28 protein-coding genes, 4 tRNA genes and 3 pseudogenes are annotated in these 15490 nt (G+C 51.3%); 28 read left to right on the top strand and 7 right to left on the bottom strand.

Annotated elements, in window-relative coordinates; translation table 11 throughout:
* The 3 genes from gamL to KHQ28_RS29210 all read right to left on the bottom strand — a co-directional run bounded on the left by gamL (position 1) and on the right by KHQ28_RS29210 (position 671).
* Entirely contained in the window at positions 1–285 is a 285-nt protein-coding gene (gene gamL / locus KHQ28_RS11855) for a host nuclease inhibitor GamL (RefSeq protein ID WP_064147855.1), read from the bottom strand.
* A gap of 88 nt (positions 286–373) precedes the next feature.
* Complete coding sequence (locus KHQ28_RS11850; RefSeq protein ID WP_032717012.1) at positions 374–568, bottom strand: hypothetical protein; 195 nt, start codon at positions 566–568, stop codon at positions 374–376.
* Complete coding sequence (locus tag KHQ28_RS29210) at positions 561–671, bottom strand: hypothetical protein (RefSeq protein ID WP_019725102.1); 111 nt, start codon at positions 669–671, stop codon at positions 561–563. The genes KHQ28_RS11850 and KHQ28_RS29210 overlap by 8 nt, the downstream gene beginning before the upstream one ends.
* Positions 672–995: 324 nt before the next feature.
* Here KHQ28_RS29210 and KHQ28_RS11845 point away from each other — a divergent pair, with 324 nt between their 5' ends.
* Positions 996–1232, top strand: a complete 237-nt coding sequence (locus KHQ28_RS11845) for a hypothetical protein (protein WP_064147856.1) — start codon at positions 996–998, stop codon at positions 1230–1232.
* 21 nt (positions 1233–1253) lie between these two features.
* Here the strand turns inward: KHQ28_RS11845 and KHQ28_RS11840 are convergent, their stop codons facing one another.
* The 4 genes and pseudogenes from KHQ28_RS11840 to KHQ28_RS29200 all read right to left on the bottom strand — a co-directional run.
* Positions 1254–2081, bottom strand: coding sequence for a DUF3037 domain-containing protein (locus KHQ28_RS11840; RefSeq protein ID WP_064147857.1), 828 nt, complete (start codon positions 2079–2081; stop codon positions 1254–1256).
* Entirely contained in the window at positions 2078–2827 is a 750-nt protein-coding gene (locus tag KHQ28_RS11835) for a HipA family kinase (RefSeq protein WP_032420809.1), read from the bottom strand. The genes KHQ28_RS11840 and KHQ28_RS11835 overlap by 4 nt, the downstream gene beginning before the upstream one ends.
* Positions 2828–3127: 300 nt before the next feature.
* The gene (locus tag KHQ28_RS29205) at positions 3128–3613 is read right to left on the bottom strand and encodes a S24 family peptidase (RefSeq protein WP_004178809.1); all 486 of its coding nucleotides are present in this window, start codon (positions 3611–3613) and stop codon (positions 3128–3130) included.
* Positions 3614–3643: 30 nt separating this feature from the next.
* Positions 3644–3817 (bottom strand): annotated as a pseudogene (locus tag KHQ28_RS29200) (helix-turn-helix transcriptional regulator); the annotation flags it as partial.
* Between the two features lie 104 nt (positions 3818–3921).
* On the opposite strand from KHQ28_RS29200, the gene KHQ28_RS11825 reads away from it, so the two are divergent.
* The 27 genes and pseudogenes from KHQ28_RS11825 (at position 3922) to KHQ28_RS11695 (ending at position 15216) form a co-directional block, all read left to right on the top strand.
* A complete protein-coding gene (locus tag KHQ28_RS11825) occupies positions 3922–4155 on the top strand; it encodes a helix-turn-helix domain-containing protein (protein WP_004178811.1) in 234 nt (77 codons plus the stop codon).
* A gap of 39 nt (positions 4156–4194) precedes the next feature.
* Complete coding sequence (locus KHQ28_RS11820) at positions 4195–4416, top strand: CII family transcriptional regulator (protein WP_001548453.1); 222 nt, start codon at positions 4195–4197, stop codon at positions 4414–4416.
* 84 nt (positions 4417–4500) lie between these two features.
* Complete coding sequence (locus tag KHQ28_RS11815) at positions 4501–4647, top strand: hypothetical protein (RefSeq protein ID WP_004194002.1); 147 nt, start codon at positions 4501–4503, stop codon at positions 4645–4647.
* Between the two features lie 40 nt (positions 4648–4687).
* Positions 4688–5539: a DNA replication protein gene (locus KHQ28_RS11810; protein WP_074181084.1), complete on the top strand. Its 852-nt coding sequence runs from the start codon at positions 4688–4690 to the stop codon at positions 5537–5539.
* 4 nt (positions 5540–5543) lie between these two features.
* On the top strand, positions 5544–6959 hold the full coding sequence (locus tag KHQ28_RS11805) for a DnaB-like helicase C-terminal domain-containing protein (RefSeq protein ID WP_074181083.1): 1416 nt from the start codon (positions 5544–5546) through the stop codon (positions 6957–6959).
* Positions 6959–7261, top strand: a complete 303-nt coding sequence (locus KHQ28_RS11800) for a helix-turn-helix domain-containing protein (RefSeq protein WP_064147859.1) — start codon at positions 6959–6961, stop codon at positions 7259–7261. The genes KHQ28_RS11805 and KHQ28_RS11800 overlap by 1 nt, the downstream gene beginning before the upstream one ends.
* Positions 7258–7779: a hypothetical protein gene (locus tag KHQ28_RS29195; protein ID WP_227509742.1), complete on the top strand. Its 522-nt coding sequence runs from the start codon at positions 7258–7260 to the stop codon at positions 7777–7779. The genes KHQ28_RS11800 and KHQ28_RS29195 overlap by 4 nt, the downstream gene beginning before the upstream one ends.
* Positions 7776–8270 carry a hypothetical protein gene (locus tag KHQ28_RS11790; RefSeq protein WP_064147860.1) on the top strand — a complete coding sequence of 165 codons (495 nt, stop codon included), beginning with the start codon at positions 7776–7778 and terminating at the stop codon, positions 8268–8270. Before KHQ28_RS29195 ends, KHQ28_RS11790 begins: the two co-directional genes overlap by 4 nt.
* Before the next feature lie 86 nt (positions 8271–8356).
* Positions 8357–8821 (top strand): annotated as a pseudogene (locus KHQ28_RS11785) (ead/Ea22-like family protein); the annotation flags it as partial.
* Positions 8821–8997, top strand: a complete 177-nt coding sequence (locus KHQ28_RS11780; protein WP_020804655.1) for a hypothetical protein — start codon at positions 8821–8823, stop codon at positions 8995–8997. The pseudogene KHQ28_RS11785 and the gene KHQ28_RS11780, both read left to right, overlap by 1 nt.
* Positions 8994–9884: a DUF551 domain-containing protein gene (locus tag KHQ28_RS11775; RefSeq protein ID WP_064147861.1), complete on the top strand. Its 891-nt coding sequence runs from the start codon at positions 8994–8996 to the stop codon at positions 9882–9884. The genes KHQ28_RS11780 and KHQ28_RS11775 overlap by 4 nt, the downstream gene beginning before the upstream one ends.
* Positions 9884–10054: a hypothetical protein gene (locus KHQ28_RS11770; RefSeq protein ID WP_164486760.1), complete on the top strand. Its 171-nt coding sequence runs from the start codon at positions 9884–9886 to the stop codon at positions 10052–10054. Before KHQ28_RS11775 ends, KHQ28_RS11770 begins: the two co-directional genes overlap by 1 nt.
* Before the next feature lie 38 nt (positions 10055–10092).
* Positions 10093–10323 (top strand): annotated as a pseudogene (locus KHQ28_RS11765) (DUF551 domain-containing protein); the annotation flags it as partial.
* On the top strand, positions 10320–10550 hold the full coding sequence (locus KHQ28_RS11760) for a hypothetical protein (RefSeq protein ID WP_198046903.1): 231 nt from the start codon (positions 10320–10322) through the stop codon (positions 10548–10550). The pseudogene KHQ28_RS11765 and the gene KHQ28_RS11760, both read left to right, overlap by 4 nt.
* Before the next feature lie 164 nt (positions 10551–10714).
* The gene (locus KHQ28_RS11755; protein WP_055314349.1) at positions 10715–11311 is read left to right on the top strand and encodes a DUF1367 family protein; all 597 of its coding nucleotides are present in this window, start codon (positions 10715–10717) and stop codon (positions 11309–11311) included.
* A gap of 5 nt (positions 11312–11316) precedes the next feature.
* Positions 11317–11487 carry a NinE family protein gene (locus KHQ28_RS11750; RefSeq protein ID WP_032413853.1) on the top strand — a complete coding sequence of 57 codons (171 nt, stop codon included), beginning with the start codon at positions 11317–11319 and terminating at the stop codon, positions 11485–11487.
* On the top strand, positions 11480–12115 hold the full coding sequence (locus KHQ28_RS11745) for a recombination protein NinG (RefSeq protein ID WP_055314348.1): 636 nt from the start codon (positions 11480–11482) through the stop codon (positions 12113–12115). The genes KHQ28_RS11750 and KHQ28_RS11745 overlap by 8 nt, the downstream gene beginning before the upstream one ends.
* Positions 12112–12252 carry a YlcG family protein gene (locus KHQ28_RS11740; RefSeq protein ID WP_055314347.1) on the top strand — a complete coding sequence of 47 codons (141 nt, stop codon included), beginning with the start codon at positions 12112–12114 and terminating at the stop codon, positions 12250–12252. The genes KHQ28_RS11745 and KHQ28_RS11740 overlap by 4 nt, the downstream gene beginning before the upstream one ends.
* Positions 12249–12938, top strand: coding sequence for a bacteriophage antitermination protein Q (locus KHQ28_RS11735; RefSeq protein ID WP_055314346.1), 690 nt, complete (start codon positions 12249–12251; stop codon positions 12936–12938). Before KHQ28_RS11740 ends, KHQ28_RS11735 begins: the two co-directional genes overlap by 4 nt.
* Positions 12939–13142: 204 nt before the next feature.
* Positions 13143–13217: transfer RNA gene (locus KHQ28_RS11730), tRNA-Asn, on the top strand.
* Between the two features lie 6 nt (positions 13218–13223).
* Positions 13224–13299, top strand: a tRNA-Phe gene (locus tag KHQ28_RS11725).
* Positions 13300–13304: 5 nt separating this feature from the next.
* A tRNA-Thr gene (locus tag KHQ28_RS11720) sits at positions 13305–13380 on the top strand.
* 5 nt (positions 13381–13385) lie between these two features.
* Positions 13386–13462, top strand: a tRNA-Arg gene (locus tag KHQ28_RS11715).
* A 267-nt stretch (positions 13463–13729) separates the two neighbouring features.
* Entirely contained in the window at positions 13730–13954 is a 225-nt protein-coding gene (locus KHQ28_RS11710) for a class II holin family protein (RefSeq protein WP_019704119.1), read from the top strand.
* Positions 13932–14426: a lysozyme gene (locus KHQ28_RS11705; RefSeq protein WP_055314344.1), complete on the top strand. Its 495-nt coding sequence runs from the start codon at positions 13932–13934 to the stop codon at positions 14424–14426. Before KHQ28_RS11710 ends, KHQ28_RS11705 begins: the two co-directional genes overlap by 23 nt.
* Positions 14423–14890 (top strand): lysis protein, encoded by a 468-nt coding sequence (locus KHQ28_RS11700; RefSeq protein WP_055314343.1) that lies wholly within the window; start codon positions 14423–14425, stop codon positions 14888–14890. The genes KHQ28_RS11705 and KHQ28_RS11700 overlap by 4 nt, the downstream gene beginning before the upstream one ends.
* A 98-nt stretch (positions 14891–14988) precedes the next feature.
* A complete protein-coding gene (locus KHQ28_RS11695) occupies positions 14989–15216 on the top strand; it encodes a hypothetical protein (RefSeq protein WP_055314342.1) in 228 nt (75 codons plus the stop codon).
* The last annotated feature ends 274 nt before the right edge of the window (positions 15217–15490 follow it).

Genomic DNA, 15490 nt, shown 5'->3' with positions numbered 1-15490 from the left:
TTAAAACGGGCAGCCTGTGCGGTGATCCCAGTCGTATTCCGCCTGGGCGTAAGCTACTGCCGAAATGAGATTGTTATATGCCTCGCCAACTGCATCGCTGCGGAGGCCTTCGTATGGGCTTTTGTCCATCGGCACAGAGAAGCGGAACAGGCCTGAAGGCTCTTTCGGAAGCGCGTCGATAATTTCCTGCGCCCGATCGTCAATCCACTTTTCCTTCTCTTCGGACAGCGTTTGTTCAGCCCATTTACGCTCTTCGATAGCGTCGTATGCGCGGTATGCGTTCATAGCTCGCTCCTGAAATTTGGTTGTAGAATCCCCGGCGCGATAAAAGCCGCCTGATAGCTCAGTTAAATTCGTGCGCTGATATGCGCTGTTAATGCGTCCCGGCTGGTACCAGGTTCGGCTCGATACTGCGTGAAGCGTATGGCCGGCGGATGTGGCGCAGATTGCCCTGCGGCTCATGCCAGTAGCTGCCGTCGCGATAGTCGAAGCTGACCAACCAGGCGGCGCCGGTGCGGCGATTGCGCATCATCACGGCGCGTCCGCTGTTAGGAATTGAGTTAGCCATTGAACACCCCCGTGAAATGCATAATTTCGACAGCCAGACCAGCCCAAAAAACCACACCAATGGCCAGCGCGATAACCAGTGAACGAATGCCGTTTCTGCTCATACCGCACCCCAGCACTGAACGCTAACGAATGCGACCAAAGCCAACAGCAGAGCCACCTTCACCTTGAATCTGTTCCACGCAGGTACCTCATGTTCTCGGATCATCTCTTCACCTTTGCCTTATCGCGGCTAACGGGACGTTTTGACTTCACCCCGGCGTTGCCGGTGTTGTTTGGATGAGTTAATTTAAAACCATAGTTGTTTTATAGTCAACAACAATAGTTGTTTAAATGGCTATAATGGTTTTATTTGGTTGTTTTTATTGGTTATTTATTTTTGTAAAGCGTGCTGGTAAGCTCAAAAAAACGCCAAAGAGGGCAGCGCCATGTCGAATGAGGATGAGTTTTTCGCAGAGATGCACCCGCAGATAGCGCAGGTCATCGGGATAGCGGTTATGCAACTGCTGGTTGAGAGGCGCGAGCCATCAAGAGAGGCGCTGATAGAGATGATTCAGGTGCTGTGGCTGGGGGACCAGCCAGATCTGGCAGTGGAGCTGGCACTGGACGTGCTGATGCTGCGGGAGAGTAGGGCAGTAAAAACCCGGCGCGGTGGCCGGGTTTAGATTAGGTTAGTTAGTTCTAGATCAGGGATGGGCAAGTATTTTCTTCGCGAAATTAATAGTTTCATTATGATTATCAGCAGAAGTGTGATTAATCTTCTTCGCGTCCATTGTTCTCTTGATTGTATCAATTACTTTTCGCTGCCCAGAGCTTGGAGAGTCAGGAACCTCAAGAGTGAACAGAATGTCTTCTGTTGCCAGTAAGTTTTCTTCTGCCGCTCGGGTTATCCTCATTACCCATGTGTCACTGTGCTCCATCATTTTTCCTGGCTCGGATTGCGTGAAGGCCAATGGTTTGATTGCACACTGAATTTTATTCTGTTTTTTGGCAACTAATGGCATTGTGAATTTTGCATAAAACCCATCAATAGATTCTGGTTTGAAGGCGTTTTTTAACCCATCAATTCGATCGATGCTTCGCTTTATCTCTCTTGCCAAAACATCTTCCCTGCGCTCTTTGGTGTAGTCAGAGTGGTTTACATATCTATTGTAAATATGTTCCAGCTCTTCCTTAGGATCAGCGCTAAGCACCACCCTTGTGGAGCTAAACTGGAAAATTGACTCTTTCTTGGAGGTAAAGTACCGAAAAAACTGCGCAAGTTGTTGATGCCCAACAATTTGGCTAGCCTGAGCTTTTGCAAACTGCAACTCTCTCTGGATAGTATCTTTCGCTACAGGGAAAATACAATCGTCATGGAAAAAGCTTCGAACACGAGAGTCGTTGCGCTTAGTTATCTGAAAGTCAAAGAAGTTTTCTTTTGGTGCGCACATGACTACGCCAATGTTTGCGAATTCTTCAGTCTCCGCATAAGGCGCATATCTAACAATGCTATATAGGCATGGTGTGGTCATGCTATCGCACTCCAAAATTCATCACGGTCGCCTTTCTCTAAGGTGCCATTGACGAAAGGTAAAAAATCATCATCAACTACCCAGTCATCTGGTACATCGCCAAAAATCTCCGGGACTTTGCATAAACTATCAACAACTTTTTGGCGGTACTCTACGCGATCAATCAAATCATACTGCCACTTGCGATTACCCGGGCCATAGACATGAACAAGAAAATCATCTGGTTCTGCATTTTGATCAAAGGATAGATTATGGTCAATTAGATAATACTTATCGTTGCCAACATCATAAATGATATTGACGTTGCCGCCTTTATCCGTAAGTGTTCTGTCTGCATTTAATACCCATTTATCAAAAACATAGATTAATTTCTGCTGTTCTATGGGTATGATCGCCTCGTTTCTTGACTGAATAAATGTTAGGGCAACGGCGCCGTCAATGTACTGTGATGCAAACGCATGACCGGTAGAAATTTCACGTTTTAATTCAGGTGTATATTCTATTAGTTCTTCAGGAACAAACACGACTTTAAAGTCTGGTATCGGAAGTCCGATATCACTCGCCAAACAACCAGCAACAAACTCAGCAACAAGATTCTTTGGCGGCATTGAAGGTTTTGATTTCAAAACATACAGTTTCCCATCATCACACTTACAAAGAAACGGCTGAGTCGACCCCTCGTTGATACGGCGAATTATTTCAATGACATGGGGGATTGTACCATCATTATTTTTTTGGAGTTCCATCACCAGTCCTTAAAAGAATAATCACCCAAACACCCCGTTTATGCACCTAACTTAAGCTTTATTGCCCTTCTTGGCTGCAAGCCACCGGGCAACGGTCTTACCCATGCTTCCTGTACGTCTTCGGCATTACCAAAAACACATCGAACTACCGGTCTGGCTTATTCAAAGTCATCCCGCTCATCCCTTCGCTTGAAGAAAATCTTATCTAGCCTGAGCACGATCCCAACCAGTCCGATAATCAGCAAAGTAATGAGTATTGGGATAATCAGATCAGACATGCTTCCTCTGCGTGCTAAGGCTTTACCCATGCTTCCTGTACGTCTGCGGCATGCTGCCGATCACCTTGCCGAACACGAACACCCGGTTCATCTCGTCTTTTTCGATCGGGTCCCAAGCTGCATAGCTTTTGTTATCTGAGATAACCAGCAGCTTGTCCTTCATCTTCTGCAGGCGCTTGACGTGAGCAGTGTCGTCGTACAGGAAGGCGTATATCCCGTCGCCGTCGAAGCTCTTAACGCTGATGTCGACGAACAGCAGATCACCCGGCTCAATCGTGCCGGACATGCTGTCACCCCGGACGTTGATGATACGGATGTTCTCAGCCTTACGCCCATCGAACATGTGCCGGGCTTCCGCTGGCGCATACTCAACCGAGTGGAGGATCTCCACGAACTCCTGATTCACAATGCCCGGGCCGGCACTGACGGCCAGATCCAAAATGTCGACCCTGAACACATCATGATTTATGTGTGAAGGCTTCTTGTCATCTTCACCATCAGCCCTCATGGCGCCAGTTCCCGAAGAAAGCCACTCAGGTCTCACCCTTAAAGCCTTGGCTATATCGAGCAATTTTGTGGTCTGAGCAGCCCTTCCAGTTTCAATCTTCTGGATCGCAGCCTGACTAACTCCAACAGCATCTCCCAGAGTCTTCTGGGTCATGCTGGCAGCCTTTCTGGCTTCTCTTAATCGTTCTGCAAGTGTCGTTTTCATCTTCTCAATTTACAACCATGGTTTTATATCGGCAAACGAAAATGGTTGTTGACTAAATACAACTAAGGTTTTATTCTTTGTTTGTATTTACTACGGAGGTTGTCATGAACCCAACCATTAAAACCGCAATTAATATTGTCGGCTCTCAGAAAAAGCTTGGTGAAGCCTGCGATGTTTCTCAGCAGGCGGTTTACAAGTGGCTCCACAACAAGGCAAAGGTTTCGCCTGAACATGTAAACAGCATCGTAAATGCAACTAATGGGGAGGTTCAGGCGCATCAAATTAGACCAGACCTTCCAAAACTATTCCCTTCTCCGAAGGGCGTTCCGGCCGCCTAACCAGCGGCCTCCCAATCAACACCAGAGGAAGTATCACAGATGGAGAGTTCAACGACACGCAACAAAGTGGAGGCTCGCAGGATAGAAAGCTGGTTACACAGTCAGATAGCTGAACTGGGGACCACAAATATCGCCAAAGTGGCCGGAGTGAATAAGTCGACGGTGAGTCGCTGGCGGGAAAGCCTGCTGCCGAACATGTCGCTGCTGCTGGCCATCCTGATTTCTAACAGGCCGGGAGAGAAAGGTGATTTTGAAGCATGAGTGGGAACAGAAAGGCGAAAGCCGCAGTGCGCGAACACTGCGGCTTTCTACGCGAATTAACTGGATCAATTCACAGGAGTAATTATGCCTAAGAGCAACAGATTTTACCAGGCGCAAACACACAAAAATGTTACTCGTGACCGTTTTGTTCGCTCGGTAAATCCAGTGGTGGCCGAAAAGATGCGCGCCATCCTGGAAGAGCTGAAACGGAAGGAGGAAGGCCGTGAGTAACGTTCTCCGCATATCCGATTTTAGAGGGTCTCAGAAGCCCATGGAGAAACCTCAGCCATCAGGGCAGGGGTTGGTATTCCTGCACCGTAAAGTAAGAGAGCTGCCGTTCTACAAGACCGACAGTGAAGCCGTCCATCTGTGGATCCATCTCATCATGGAGGTGAATTCAGCTGACGGGATGGTAACCACAGAGTTTGGTGAGTATCCGGTTTCCCGCGGTCAGGTGATCACCGGGCGACATACCCTGTCGAAAGACACGGGAATAGCACCTGACAGGGTTAAGTACCTGCTGAACAAGTTCGCTAAAATGGGCATGATCACCACCCTGGCAAACAAGAAATTTACACTCTTAACCGTCACCAAATATGACGATTATCAGCAATTTTTTGTGCCAACAGAATGCCAACAAAGTGCCAACGCAAACCCAGTAACCACGCTGCGTACCGGGGAGGTTGTGCCAACAGAGTGCCAACAAAGTGCCACAAACAATATATTAAATAATATCTCTTCTACTGACGTAGAAGAGAGTGCATCAGCATCGCAAAAATCAGAACCGAAAAAACCGTCTCTCAGCTGTGAGCAGGTTGTTGAGGTTTACCACCGTGTTCTGCCAGAAGCACAAGGCATCAGGATCCTCACTGACAAGCGCCGCAACCTGATCCGCTCGTTTTGGCAGAAAGCCAACAAAATTACCCGTCAGCTTGATGGCCACTGCTTTACCCTGGCCGACTGGGAGTCTTACCTGAGCTACATCGCCAGTAACTGCCGCTGGATGCTTGAGAATCGCCCTGATCAGCGCACCGGGAAAACCTGGCGCCGCAAGTCGCTGGAATACTTCCTGAACGTCGATGTCTACGCCAAAACGCGCGAGGGGGCCTGTGATGACCTCTGATTTCATGACCCCTCCGCACAGCATTGAAGCAGAGCAGAGCGTGCTGGGCGGGCTCCTGCTTGACGATGACAACAGTGAGCGTACTCAGAAGGTGCTTTCGATTCTCAAGCCAGAATCGTTCTACGCGCGCCCTCATCAGGTCATTTTTGCTGAAATGCGCCAGATGTACCGCGACCATAAGCCTGTCGATCTGCTGACCCTGTTTGATGCTCTGGAAAGCAAGGGGCTGACAGAGACCGTTGGTGGCTTTGCATACCTGGCTGAAATGTCGAAGAACACGCCAAGCGCGGCGAACATCGTGGCATATGCGATGCGTGTTCGTGAGACCGCTATGGAGCGCTACGGCATCGAGAAAACAACGAAGGCGATCGAGTTGCTTTATGCCCGCAACGGCATGACGGCAGAACAGAAGTTTGACGCAATTCAGGGATTATTCACTGAGATAACCGAGCACGTAAAAACAGGGCGACGGACTGGGCTTCGCACGTTCTATGACGCTGTTACTGACTGGTCAGCAGAATTCGACGAAAGGCTCAAGCCGGATGGCCGTTCCCGCGGGTTGTCGACCGGGATCCGCTCTCTGGATGAACTTCTCGGTGTGAAGCGCATTGTGCGTGGCAGCCTGTTTGTTATAGGCGCACGCCCGAAGATGGGTAAAACCACGCTCTACACCCAGATGGGGATCAACTGCGCGACGGTCGAGAACGAGCCGGCCCTTATGTTCTCCCTCGAAATGCCGGAAGGGCAGATGGTGGAGAAAATCACTGCGCAGAAGGGGAGGATCTCTCCAAACCTGTTTTACCCGGACATGACTAAGGATGACTACGGCTATCGCGGGGACTGGAACAGCGATCTGCAAAAGGCCACCGGTGTAATGGGCGCCCTTATTGAAACCAACAATCTCCTGATTGATGACACACCGGGTATTTCACTGGCGCATGTCATGGCTGAGTCACGTCGCATCAAGCGCGAACGCGGCAAGGTCGGAATGATCCTTGTTGACTACCTGACGCTGATGACTGCCGATAAGGCAGAGCGAAATGACCTTGCTTACGGGCTGATCACCAAAGGCCTGAAGATTCTTGCTAAGGAGCTGGATTGCGTCGTCGTTCTCCTGACTCAGCTCAACCGGGATCTGGAGAAGCGAACCAACAAGCGACCGCTGCCGAGCGACTCCCGCGACACAGGCCAGATAGAGCAGGACTGCGATTACTGGCTGGCCATATACCGGGAGGGCGCCTACGACGAGAACGCAAACCAGAGCGACACAGAGCTCCTCCTGCGCCTTAACCGGCATGGTGAGACTGGTGTTGTCTATTGCGAGCAACGTCACGGAGCGATTTATGACTGCGATCAGGAGGCTGCCAGTCAGCGCCGGCGCGAGAAAGAGGAAAAGCCAACCAAGCGGGGTGGATTTTGATGAAAAAGAACTCGGGCAAACAAGCCGTAATCAATTACGTCGGCCAGAACCCTGGCTGCAGCTTTCAGGATATCCGCCGCGGTACCGGGCTTGACTCTTCAGTGGTCAATTCCTCCCTGTGGCAGATGCACCGTGACGGACAGGTTAAGCGAGAGGGTGAGTGCAGGAACTACCGCTACACCCTGATCGACACAACAGCCGTAACCGATAGCGATCCGTCTGTTCAGTATCGCCAGCGTCCTGGCGGTGTAAACCCAATGACCAACCTGTTTAACCAGTGCCTGGCGGGAGTAAGAAAATGAAAAACGAAGTCGAACAGATTGCACTGCAAAACGATATGAGCATTGAATTCGTAACCTGGTTCTTTAACGAGAAGAAGGTGGGGTGCGGGAATGTCTGGTTCATGATGATGGCTGCAATGTGGGAGGGCTGGAAAGGTCGTAGCATCGAAATGGATAAGCTGGCTACGGAGAATGTAGCGCTGAAGAATGTATTTAGCCAGAAGGAAATCCCATCCGAAGCAGTCGATGCATTCATGGAAACCGCAGTAATGGATCATGACTGGAATGAAACCTCCGAGTGGTCATGGGTTGAAAACGAAACAGAGGTTATTCACGCCGTTCTGGACGCACTTAAGCCAGGCACCCCCGCCACCGATCGCATCGTAGCCGGGATTAAGGCTGATGGGGTGGAGATGTTCGCTCTGGTGTTTGCTGAAGAGGCAATCAAAGACAACAACATCACAACCGGCTGGAAAGCCAGAGCAAGCAGAGCTGCCTCTGAATACGCAGAGTTGCTGCGTGAGGGGGCCGACAAATGAGCAACCGTTTGGAAATTCTACAATCTTCACTCGCCAAAAAAGAGAAAGCATTTAACGAGCGGCTTCAGAACCATTTCGACACTGTGAAGCAAGCTAATGGTCAACCTCTCAATGATAAGCGCAACGGGCGAGCAACATTGAACAAATGGGATAGGCAGAGCGACGCTCTTCGAAACCTGGAAAGCAGCATTCAGCGCACAAAAGATGCGATTGAACGCGAAGAGATGAAGATCGCATTGGTTGAGTCTGTAGATATTCCTGATTTTATGCTGCAGGCGATTAATGACGGTCGCATCACTCAGTGGCGTAAGCATCCGAGATTTTTCTTTGTTACCGGCGTTAAGCATGGGCGCATCGTCCTCGACGAAAAAACGGGAATGATAGCCCATCGGTATCTAAGCAAGGTCTCTAAGGATGAATACCCAATATTTCGGGATGTATTTAACAGCCTGAATAAGCAATGTCGGGAATTGCAGGAGCGTGCCGCATGACTGATATCACCGAACTGGCGCTGATTGCCAAAATTAAAAAACAGCTCGAAAACTTTGAAACAGTAGTGCTGAAAGAGGGTGAAGCCGTCGCGCTGGTAGAGGCGCTGGAGTATTACAAGTCACGTGAAGAGCGCGTGACAAGTCTGGTGCGCGACAACTCAAAAAGTTGGGATGAGCTGTATCGACAGGTTGAGGCCAAAGGAAAACGAAACGTTGAGCTGGTAGAGGCACTGGAATCAGAGAAACGTATTTGCGCAACGTGGAGAAAAACAGCTGAGGCTAACAGCGAAAAGCTGGAGAAGGCGCAGCAGCAAATGACTGAAAGCGAAAATCGCGTTCGCAAGCAGAATCGCCACATCTGTGAGCTGTTCGACGATAACACAGCACTGCGCCAGCGCATCGCCGGGCTGGAGGCCCGCACCGTGAAGCTGCCAGACTTACGGCAGATTGTATCTGGGGACAGATATGTCTGGTCTGATGGCGTTTATAACTACAGCCAAGACGTAAAGGTAGCGCTGGCCGCCGCTGGCATCAAGGTGGAGGCTGAGTGATGTTCAAAATCGAAAGTTCCGAACAGCGCCTCAAGCGGGTTCTCACAGAAAACGCCGGTAAATTCACCATCGACGAAGACGGCGGAATCCATACCAACTGGCAGCATCCAGAAGTGCAGGAAACCATGCGCAGGCACTTTGAGGCGCTCAGCAAAATTAAGGTGGACCGGAAATGAGCGAATTTTCACGAGAAACACTACTCAACATTATCGAGACTGACCATGTGCAATGCGGTGAGGCTTCGGCATTGGCCCGCATGGCGCTGGCCGCAATGGACAGCAGCGAGTCGGTTGAACTGCCTCTTGACTACCTGCAGGGACACAAAGACGGTCTGGAGTGGGCCGCTCGACTGGCAGAAGCCAATCACCCTGAGACCGGAGACTGGCTTTACGATGACCCTATCGAGCTGGCAAAAGCTATTCGCAAAGGTCCAGATATGCCGCCAGTGCAGCCGGCGCCGGTAGTGCCTGACGATGTGCTGAAGGCGTTGCAGAAGGTTGCGCGAATACGCCTCGATATGGATGGCTTCGACGGTGATCGCCGTGGCATCGCTGATTGCCTGTGTGATGCCGAAGAGGCGTTAATCGAGGTGGTAAACCGACGTGCCGCCATGTTTAACCATCCCGAGCAACACCTCGACATGGTAGACCATTCTGGTGATGTCAACGAAAAGGGTGGGGATGGCAACTCTCCGGTAATTCCGGATGGTTGGACATGCAACGATAAAGCAAACGCAGCGCTGATGATGCTTGATCGGATTGAAACGGTAGACCCTGTTGATGATGACCGTATCGACGGCATTAAGCGCATTGTTCGTGAGCTCGCAGCCGCCCCGCATGATACCCCCGCTCTCAACTCGATACAGAGCGTCGATACTGTTGCAGATAGATGGATTCCGGTAAGCGAGCGGATGCCGGAAAGCAACGGCGTGTATTTTGGCTGGGATGGAAAGCGAGTGCTGGAAGTTAATTGTTTCTTTGGTGGCTTCTCGGCAAATCAATTCATCCACGGAGAGATAACCCACTGGATGCCGCTGCCAGCCGCCCCGCAGGAGGTGAAGTGATGGAATGGTATTTCTCCATCGGTCTTGTTTTGTGGATTTTGGCGCAAATAACAAGAGTGGATGAAACAACTGGCATTAAGAATAACATACTGTGCTTGCTGCTCTTCATTGTGTTGTGGCCAAAGATCGTTGCGACCCTTGCTTACAAACTTATTGTGAGGGAGGAGTAATGCCTAAATCCCCAGCAGAACGCAAAGCCCAGCAACTACCCGGCAGTGACCTCGCTACCGTGCTGGGTAAATGGATTCCGGTAAGCGAGCGGATGCCGATAGAGTTTGAGGCAGTTATCGCTTTCGATGGAGATCAGGTTTATGGCGAGGCCATGTATAGCTCTGATGATGGATTTACCATTGATGGCTATGAGCCATGCGACAGATTGAATTTGCAAAACGTAACCCACTGGATGCCGCTGCCAGCAGCGCCGCAGGAGGTGAAGTGATGGGTCGTTCAAGTTTTGATGCTCGACTTGATAAGCGCGTTAATATTGAGAGGCTTGAGGAGCAAGGTCTTATCGCTGACAGCATGGATGTGCGCAAGAACCTTGTTGAGCGCGTCTTGAGAGGTGAAATAACACCTGAGCAGTCCAGGGAAGAGCTGAGGCGCATTCAGCGCAATGCTAAGCGGAATGGACTGAAAACACGCAATCAGGCATGGAGGGAAGGTTGATGCCTAAATCCCCCGCAGAACGTAAAGCCTCCAGTTGAAATCAAACCCCTCTCTGGAGGGGTTTTCTCGTATATGCTCATTTTGCTTTTATCCCCGTGACGGGCGATAATTACTTAGTCAGTCTGGACAACTGACAACTTTACCCCGGCGCCAAGTGGGGACACATGGCGCAAACACTGCAATTTGAGAAGAGTTATCAAAACGTACTGATTCCCGCAGAACCGGGAACCAGCGAATACCTGCAACTTATCCCCGTAGGGCAACTGCTTTGCGGTGAGTTCCGCAAGCCCCGGAATTACGCATTCCACAAAAAGTTCTTCAAGCTTCTGACTCTCGGGTATCACTACTGGACCCCTTCCGGTGGTCTCATTGAGCCCGCGGAGCGTACCCTCATATCCGGGTTTATCGACTTCCTTTCATCCGACTTCGATCAGCGCGCTGCGCTCCAGAACGCCTCCGAGATGTATCTCTCATCGGTCGGTATCTCCCGTTCCCGCGATATGGCGCTGCTGAAACACTTCGAATCCTTCCGCGAGTGGGCAACCATTCAGGCTGGCTTTTACGACGAATACCAGATGCCTGACGGTAGCCGTCGTCGTGTCGCAAAGTCGATCTCCTTCGCCAGCATGGACGACAGCCAGTTCAACGGCGTCTACAAATCAGTGCTGAATGTGCTCTGGAACTACATTCTGCGTCGCAAATTCCACTCGCCGACTGAGGCTGAAAATGCCGCCAGTCAGTTGCTGAGCTTTGCGGGGTGATGGCTATGCAATGTCTTCTCGCCAAAGTAATGGAGCGCGGCATCTTCCGCGTGCCGGCGCGCCGCAAGCGCAAGGTCGAAGTTAAGCCTTCCGACATCCCGACCCTGAAAGACTACACAGCCCGTCTGGTCGATAAGAAGTGGCTCCGCCTGAGAGCAAGGAGGCCACATGCGTAAACCTTCACGTCGTAAATGCGCTCACTGCCGCGAATGGTTCCATCCTTCCCGGGAAGGGCAGGTGGTATGCAGTTTTGAATGCGCCAGCGCGATCGGCAAAAAAAAGACAGCAAAAGCCCGGGAAGCCGCTAAGCAGAAGGAGGCTCAGCGCCAGCGTACCGAAGAGAAGGCGGGGCGCCAGCGCCGTAAAGCAAGATTGGCTGAGCTCAGACCTAACGGTTACTACAAAGCCCAGGCTCAGAAGGCATTCAACGCCTACATCCGCGCTCGTGATGCTGGTTTGCCATGCATCAGTTGCGGCGAGACCAACCCGCCTGATCTGCATGGCGGCCAGTGGGACTGCGGCCACTTCAAAACGGTTGGCGCTTACCCTGAGTTGCGTTTTGAAGAGCGCAACGCTCATAAGCAGTGCAAATCGTGCAATGCCGGGGCCGGTAAGTACACCGCCAAAGAGTCGACGGTTGCTCAGCAATACGAAGCTGGCCTGGTCGCTCGTTACGGACAGGAGTATGTCGATTGGCTTAACGGACCCCACGAAATGACCAACTACCGCCGTGAAGACTTTATTCGTATCCGCGATGAGTATCGCGCCAAGCTCAAAGCACTGAAAGAGCGGGAGGCCGCATGAACCACGACGTTATCGAACGCATCCGCGAACGCTGGCAAAAGCTCCGCCTCTGCCGGCACCGCGGCACCGTACTGGTTGACTACCGCATACTGAGAAATTTCGTTCGCATCTATCAGACCCTGGGAGAGACAGCATGACAGCTCAATACTTGGAATTTGTTCGCCAGCAGCTGATAGTGGCAACCGCCGATCTGAGCGGCGCGACGAAAGGGCAACTGGTGGCATTTGCAGAGAACGCACAATTCACCGCTACGGCGCGCAGCCGTGGCCGGAAGAAGGTATATAGCGAGGTGAAGCAAAAAATGGTTAACCCGGACGGGCCGCCGATGAGCGGCAGCCAGTCCCGCGCTAAGGGTTCGTCGATCGCTCTCGTTCTGCCTGTTGAGTATTCGACGGCAAGCTGGCGCCGGGCTCTGCTGTCGCTGGAAGAGCATCAGAAAGCGTGGCTGCTGTGGAACTACAGCGAGAACATCCGCTTTGAATATCAGGTAGCGATAACGCAGTGGGCATGGGAAGAATTCCGTGATCAACTCGGCGCTAAGAAAGTGGCCGGCAAGACGATGGTGCGGCTGAAGAAACTGATATGGCTGGCGGCGCAGGACGTGAAAGCAGAGCTGGCTGGTAAGTATGTATACCAACATCAGGATCTTGCAGCCCTGTGTGGCGTTAAGCCTGATAACTGGTGCCATAACTACGCTGATTACTGGCGGGCTATGTGCGCCATTTTTAAGCGGCTTGATAGCGACTCTCTTCTCTGTGCCGTGAGAACGCGATCACAACAAAAAGCGACTTTTTCGCAGCAGGGTCTTGCAAAAGTCAATTAAATACGTCATATTTGAGTCTACTTTTATATGCTGCCTTAACTTTAAGTGGCGGCATGAAGATGATAGTCACATACCAGTTTGTAAAATTAGCCTCGGCATCCCGCCGGGGCTTTTTTATGCCTGCGATCCGGTCAGGGCTCTTGGGTAGAGACGTGCTGCACGACACGTCGACACCCGCCGCGCAAGAGCCCTGAACCAGATTGAGGGTCGATCGTATAAAGGTAATTACGGCAGGCTGTTAACCTGCTTATCGTGGTTCGATTCCACGTCGTCCCGCCAAATTACGGAGCTCTGGCGTAGATGGTTCGCGCGGATGCCTGAAGAGTATCAGGAGATGGTTCGATTCCATCGGGCTCCACCAAATTAGCCGGCTTAGCTCCAATGGTAGAGCAGTCGCCTTGTAAGCGAATGGATAGCGGTTCAAATCCGTTAGCCGGCACCAATTCAGCGCCATTAGCTCAACCGGAGAGAGCAATAGCCTTCTAAGCTATCGGTTTCAGGTTCGAGTCCTGAATGGTGCGCCAGATAATGGCCTGACCTGATGACGGACTCATAATCCAATCCATCAGGGGCGATGCTGCAACAGCGTCGCAGGCCGCCAGACCCAGCCAGGGTATTTTCGGGCATCACCGACATTGCTATTACCCTCATGCTTATTGCCCGCCTTTTTGCGGGCTTTTTTATTTTCAGGGTCGCGGGAATCACCCTCGACGCTTTGTTGGTAAATCAGCCCGACGGCCCTGAACCTTTTCAAACACGCACAGCACCCGCTAACAACGCGAGGTGAGAGTATGTATCGCATGGAAAAGATAACCACTGGTGCTGCCTATGGCGCTTCAGCCGGGAGCATCCTTAACGGCATGCTAAATGCCTACAGCCCCGAGCAGTGGAATGCCATCGGCGTACTGGTGGGCATTGTCATCGCCGTACTTACGTATCTGACGAATTTGTATTTCAAGATTCGCGAAGACAACCGACGCAGCAGGAGCCGAGATGAACCCGACGCTGAGGAATAAGCTGATTGGTGCGATCGCCGGCGGTTCGGGCGCGATCGCAATTGCTTCTGTCATGCTTGGTAATGCTGACGGCCTGGAAGGAAGGCATTATTACGCCTATCAGGATGTTGTCGGCGTCTGGACTGTTTGCGATGGCCACACTGGCGCCGATATTCGCCGCGGACATCGTTACACCGACAGGGAATGCGATAACCTGCTGAAAGCAGATCTGCTAAAGGTGGCAAACGCTATTGACCCACTCATCAAAGTCCGCATTCCTGATCCTACCCGCGCCGCGCTTTACTCATTCACCTACAACGTTGGATCTGGCGCTTTCGCCAGTTCCACGCTGCTGAAGAAACTGAATGCTGGAGACGTTCCGGGAGCGTGCAAGGAGTTGCAGCGCTGGACTTACGCTGGCGGGAAGCAGTGGAAAGGCCTTATCTCAAGGCGCGAGATTGAGCGAGAAGTTTGTATGTGGGGGCAGAAATGAGCCGATTAACCGCCATTGTCAGCGCCGTAGTGATCTGCCTGATAGTCAGCCTCGGCTGGCTGGCCAGTCACTACCACAGCAACGCGACCGAGTTCAAAAGGCAGCGCGATAAAGCTACTGAGCAACTCAGCCTGGCGAAAGACACCATCGCTGACATGCAGGTCAGGCAGCGCGATGCTGCAACGCTCGATGCCAAATACACGAAGGAATTAGCCGATGCGAAAGCTAAAAATGATGCTCTGCAGCGCAAGCTTGATAATGGTGGTCGGGTGCTCGTCAAAGGCAAGTGTCCAGTGTCAGCCGCAACCCAAACCACCGGCGCCGCCAGCATGGGCGATGATGCCACCGTCGAACTCTCTGCAGTTGCTGGACGAAACGTTCTCGGTATTCGGTCCGGAATCGTCAGAGACCAAACAGCCTTGAGGGCGCTGCAGGAATACATCACCACGCAGTGCCTGAGGTAAGGCATTACAGAGCCACTCGGCAAATTTCTTTGATAATACTTTTCTTGGCTTATTCTTAGATGTAATCTGCAATCACAAACTGTGGAATGGAGATTGCAATGAAGCATGAAATTACCAAAATTGGCTATGATTGGTCAAAACTACATGAAAATGATCTGTATATTATATTCAGAGTAGTATGCAGTTTGGAAACGTCCAACAACCAGGCTAGCAGTGCCAGCCATATTTTCACGATGCACAAGAGCAGCGAATCGCGTAATGAAAATCGCGCTGAGCTTGAGGCATTTCGTAACGCTGCAGAACAGATCGGATTAGAAATTGAATAAATACTAGTCAGGTAGTACGATGTTTTTTCTTATTGCCATCACAAAGGCCACCTTCTGGTGGCTTTTTTAATGGCTAGGCAAAATGCAGACACACCGATCCCCGGAATGGAGGCTCCGTTCACGTGGCAGGCTGGTCTGGAGTTAAACGCGAAGCTTTACTCTGCGCTGGGGCAGTGCAATCTGGATAAGGCGGGGATTAGGAGCGTCGAGAAAGGTCGGCAATCAATTGCCGGAAAGCCAGAGTGAATTCAATCATTGCTTTAGCCATCGAAAA

The sequence above is a fragment of the Klebsiella sp. 28 genome, assembly GCF_018223905.1.
Classification (GTDB): Bacteria; Pseudomonadota; Gammaproteobacteria; order Enterobacterales; family Enterobacteriaceae; genus Klebsiella; species Klebsiella pneumoniae.
The sequence above is the reverse complement of the archived record's forward strand: the minus strand, read 5'-3'. Positions and strand labels throughout refer to the sequence as shown.

Excerpts from the sequence above, each read along its gene's own strand:
- gamL (WP_064147855.1), bottom strand. The coding sequence starts at position 285 with ATGAACGCATACCGCGCATACGACGCTATCGAAGAGCGTAAATGGGCT.
- KHQ28_RS11850 (WP_032717012.1), bottom strand. The coding sequence starts at position 568 with ATGGCTAACTCAATTCCTAACAGCGGACGCGCCGTGATGATGCGCAAT.
- KHQ28_RS29210 (WP_019725102.1), bottom strand. The coding sequence starts at position 671 with ATGAGCAGAAACGGCATTCGTTCACTGGTTATCGCGCTGGCCATTGGT.
- KHQ28_RS11845 (WP_064147856.1), top strand. The coding sequence starts at position 996 with ATGTCGAATGAGGATGAGTTTTTCGCAGAGATGCACCCGCAGATAGCG.
- KHQ28_RS11840 (WP_064147857.1), bottom strand. The coding sequence starts at position 2,081 with ATGACCACACCATGCCTATATAGCATTGTTAGATATGCGCCTTATGCG.
- KHQ28_RS11835 (WP_032420809.1), bottom strand. The coding sequence starts at position 2,827 with ATGGAACTCCAAAAAAATAATGATGGTACAATCCCCCATGTCATTGAA.
- KHQ28_RS29205 (WP_004178809.1), bottom strand. The coding sequence starts at position 3,613 with ATGAGGGCTGATGGTGAAGATGACAAGAAGCCTTCACACATAAATCAT.
- KHQ28_RS11825 (WP_004178811.1), top strand. The coding sequence starts at position 3,922 with ATGAACCCAACCATTAAAACCGCAATTAATATTGTCGGCTCTCAGAAA.
- KHQ28_RS11820 (WP_001548453.1), top strand. The coding sequence starts at position 4,195 with ATGGAGAGTTCAACGACACGCAACAAAGTGGAGGCTCGCAGGATAGAA.
- KHQ28_RS11815 (WP_004194002.1), top strand. The coding sequence starts at position 4,501 with ATGCCTAAGAGCAACAGATTTTACCAGGCGCAAACACACAAAAATGTT.
- KHQ28_RS11810 (WP_074181084.1), top strand. The coding sequence starts at position 4,688 with ATGGAGAAACCTCAGCCATCAGGGCAGGGGTTGGTATTCCTGCACCGT.
- KHQ28_RS11805 (WP_074181083.1), top strand. The coding sequence starts at position 5,544 with ATGACCCCTCCGCACAGCATTGAAGCAGAGCAGAGCGTGCTGGGCGGG.
- KHQ28_RS11800 (WP_064147859.1), top strand. The coding sequence starts at position 6,959 with ATGAAAAAGAACTCGGGCAAACAAGCCGTAATCAATTACGTCGGCCAG.
- KHQ28_RS29195 (WP_227509742.1), top strand. The coding sequence starts at position 7,258 with ATGAAAAACGAAGTCGAACAGATTGCACTGCAAAACGATATGAGCATT.
- KHQ28_RS11790 (WP_064147860.1), top strand. The coding sequence starts at position 7,776 with ATGAGCAACCGTTTGGAAATTCTACAATCTTCACTCGCCAAAAAAGAG.
- KHQ28_RS11780 (WP_020804655.1), top strand. The coding sequence starts at position 8,821 with ATGTTCAAAATCGAAAGTTCCGAACAGCGCCTCAAGCGGGTTCTCACA.
- KHQ28_RS11775 (WP_064147861.1), top strand. The coding sequence starts at position 8,994 with ATGAGCGAATTTTCACGAGAAACACTACTCAACATTATCGAGACTGAC.
- KHQ28_RS11770 (WP_164486760.1), top strand. The coding sequence starts at position 9,884 with ATGGAATGGTATTTCTCCATCGGTCTTGTTTTGTGGATTTTGGCGCAA.
- KHQ28_RS11755 (WP_055314349.1), top strand. The coding sequence starts at position 10,715 with ATGGCGCAAACACTGCAATTTGAGAAGAGTTATCAAAACGTACTGATT.
- KHQ28_RS11750 (WP_032413853.1), top strand. The coding sequence starts at position 11,317 with ATGCAATGTCTTCTCGCCAAAGTAATGGAGCGCGGCATCTTCCGCGTG.
- KHQ28_RS11745 (WP_055314348.1), top strand. The coding sequence starts at position 11,480 with ATGCGTAAACCTTCACGTCGTAAATGCGCTCACTGCCGCGAATGGTTC.
- KHQ28_RS11740 (WP_055314347.1), top strand. The coding sequence starts at position 12,112 with ATGAACCACGACGTTATCGAACGCATCCGCGAACGCTGGCAAAAGCTC.
- KHQ28_RS11735 (WP_055314346.1), top strand. The coding sequence starts at position 12,249 with ATGACAGCTCAATACTTGGAATTTGTTCGCCAGCAGCTGATAGTGGCA.
- KHQ28_RS11710 (WP_019704119.1), top strand. The coding sequence starts at position 13,730 with ATGTATCGCATGGAAAAGATAACCACTGGTGCTGCCTATGGCGCTTCA.
- KHQ28_RS11705 (WP_055314344.1), top strand. The coding sequence starts at position 13,932 with ATGAACCCGACGCTGAGGAATAAGCTGATTGGTGCGATCGCCGGCGGT.
- KHQ28_RS11700 (WP_055314343.1), top strand. The coding sequence starts at position 14,423 with ATGAGCCGATTAACCGCCATTGTCAGCGCCGTAGTGATCTGCCTGATA.
- KHQ28_RS11695 (WP_055314342.1), top strand. The coding sequence starts at position 14,989 with ATGAAGCATGAAATTACCAAAATTGGCTATGATTGGTCAAAACTACAT.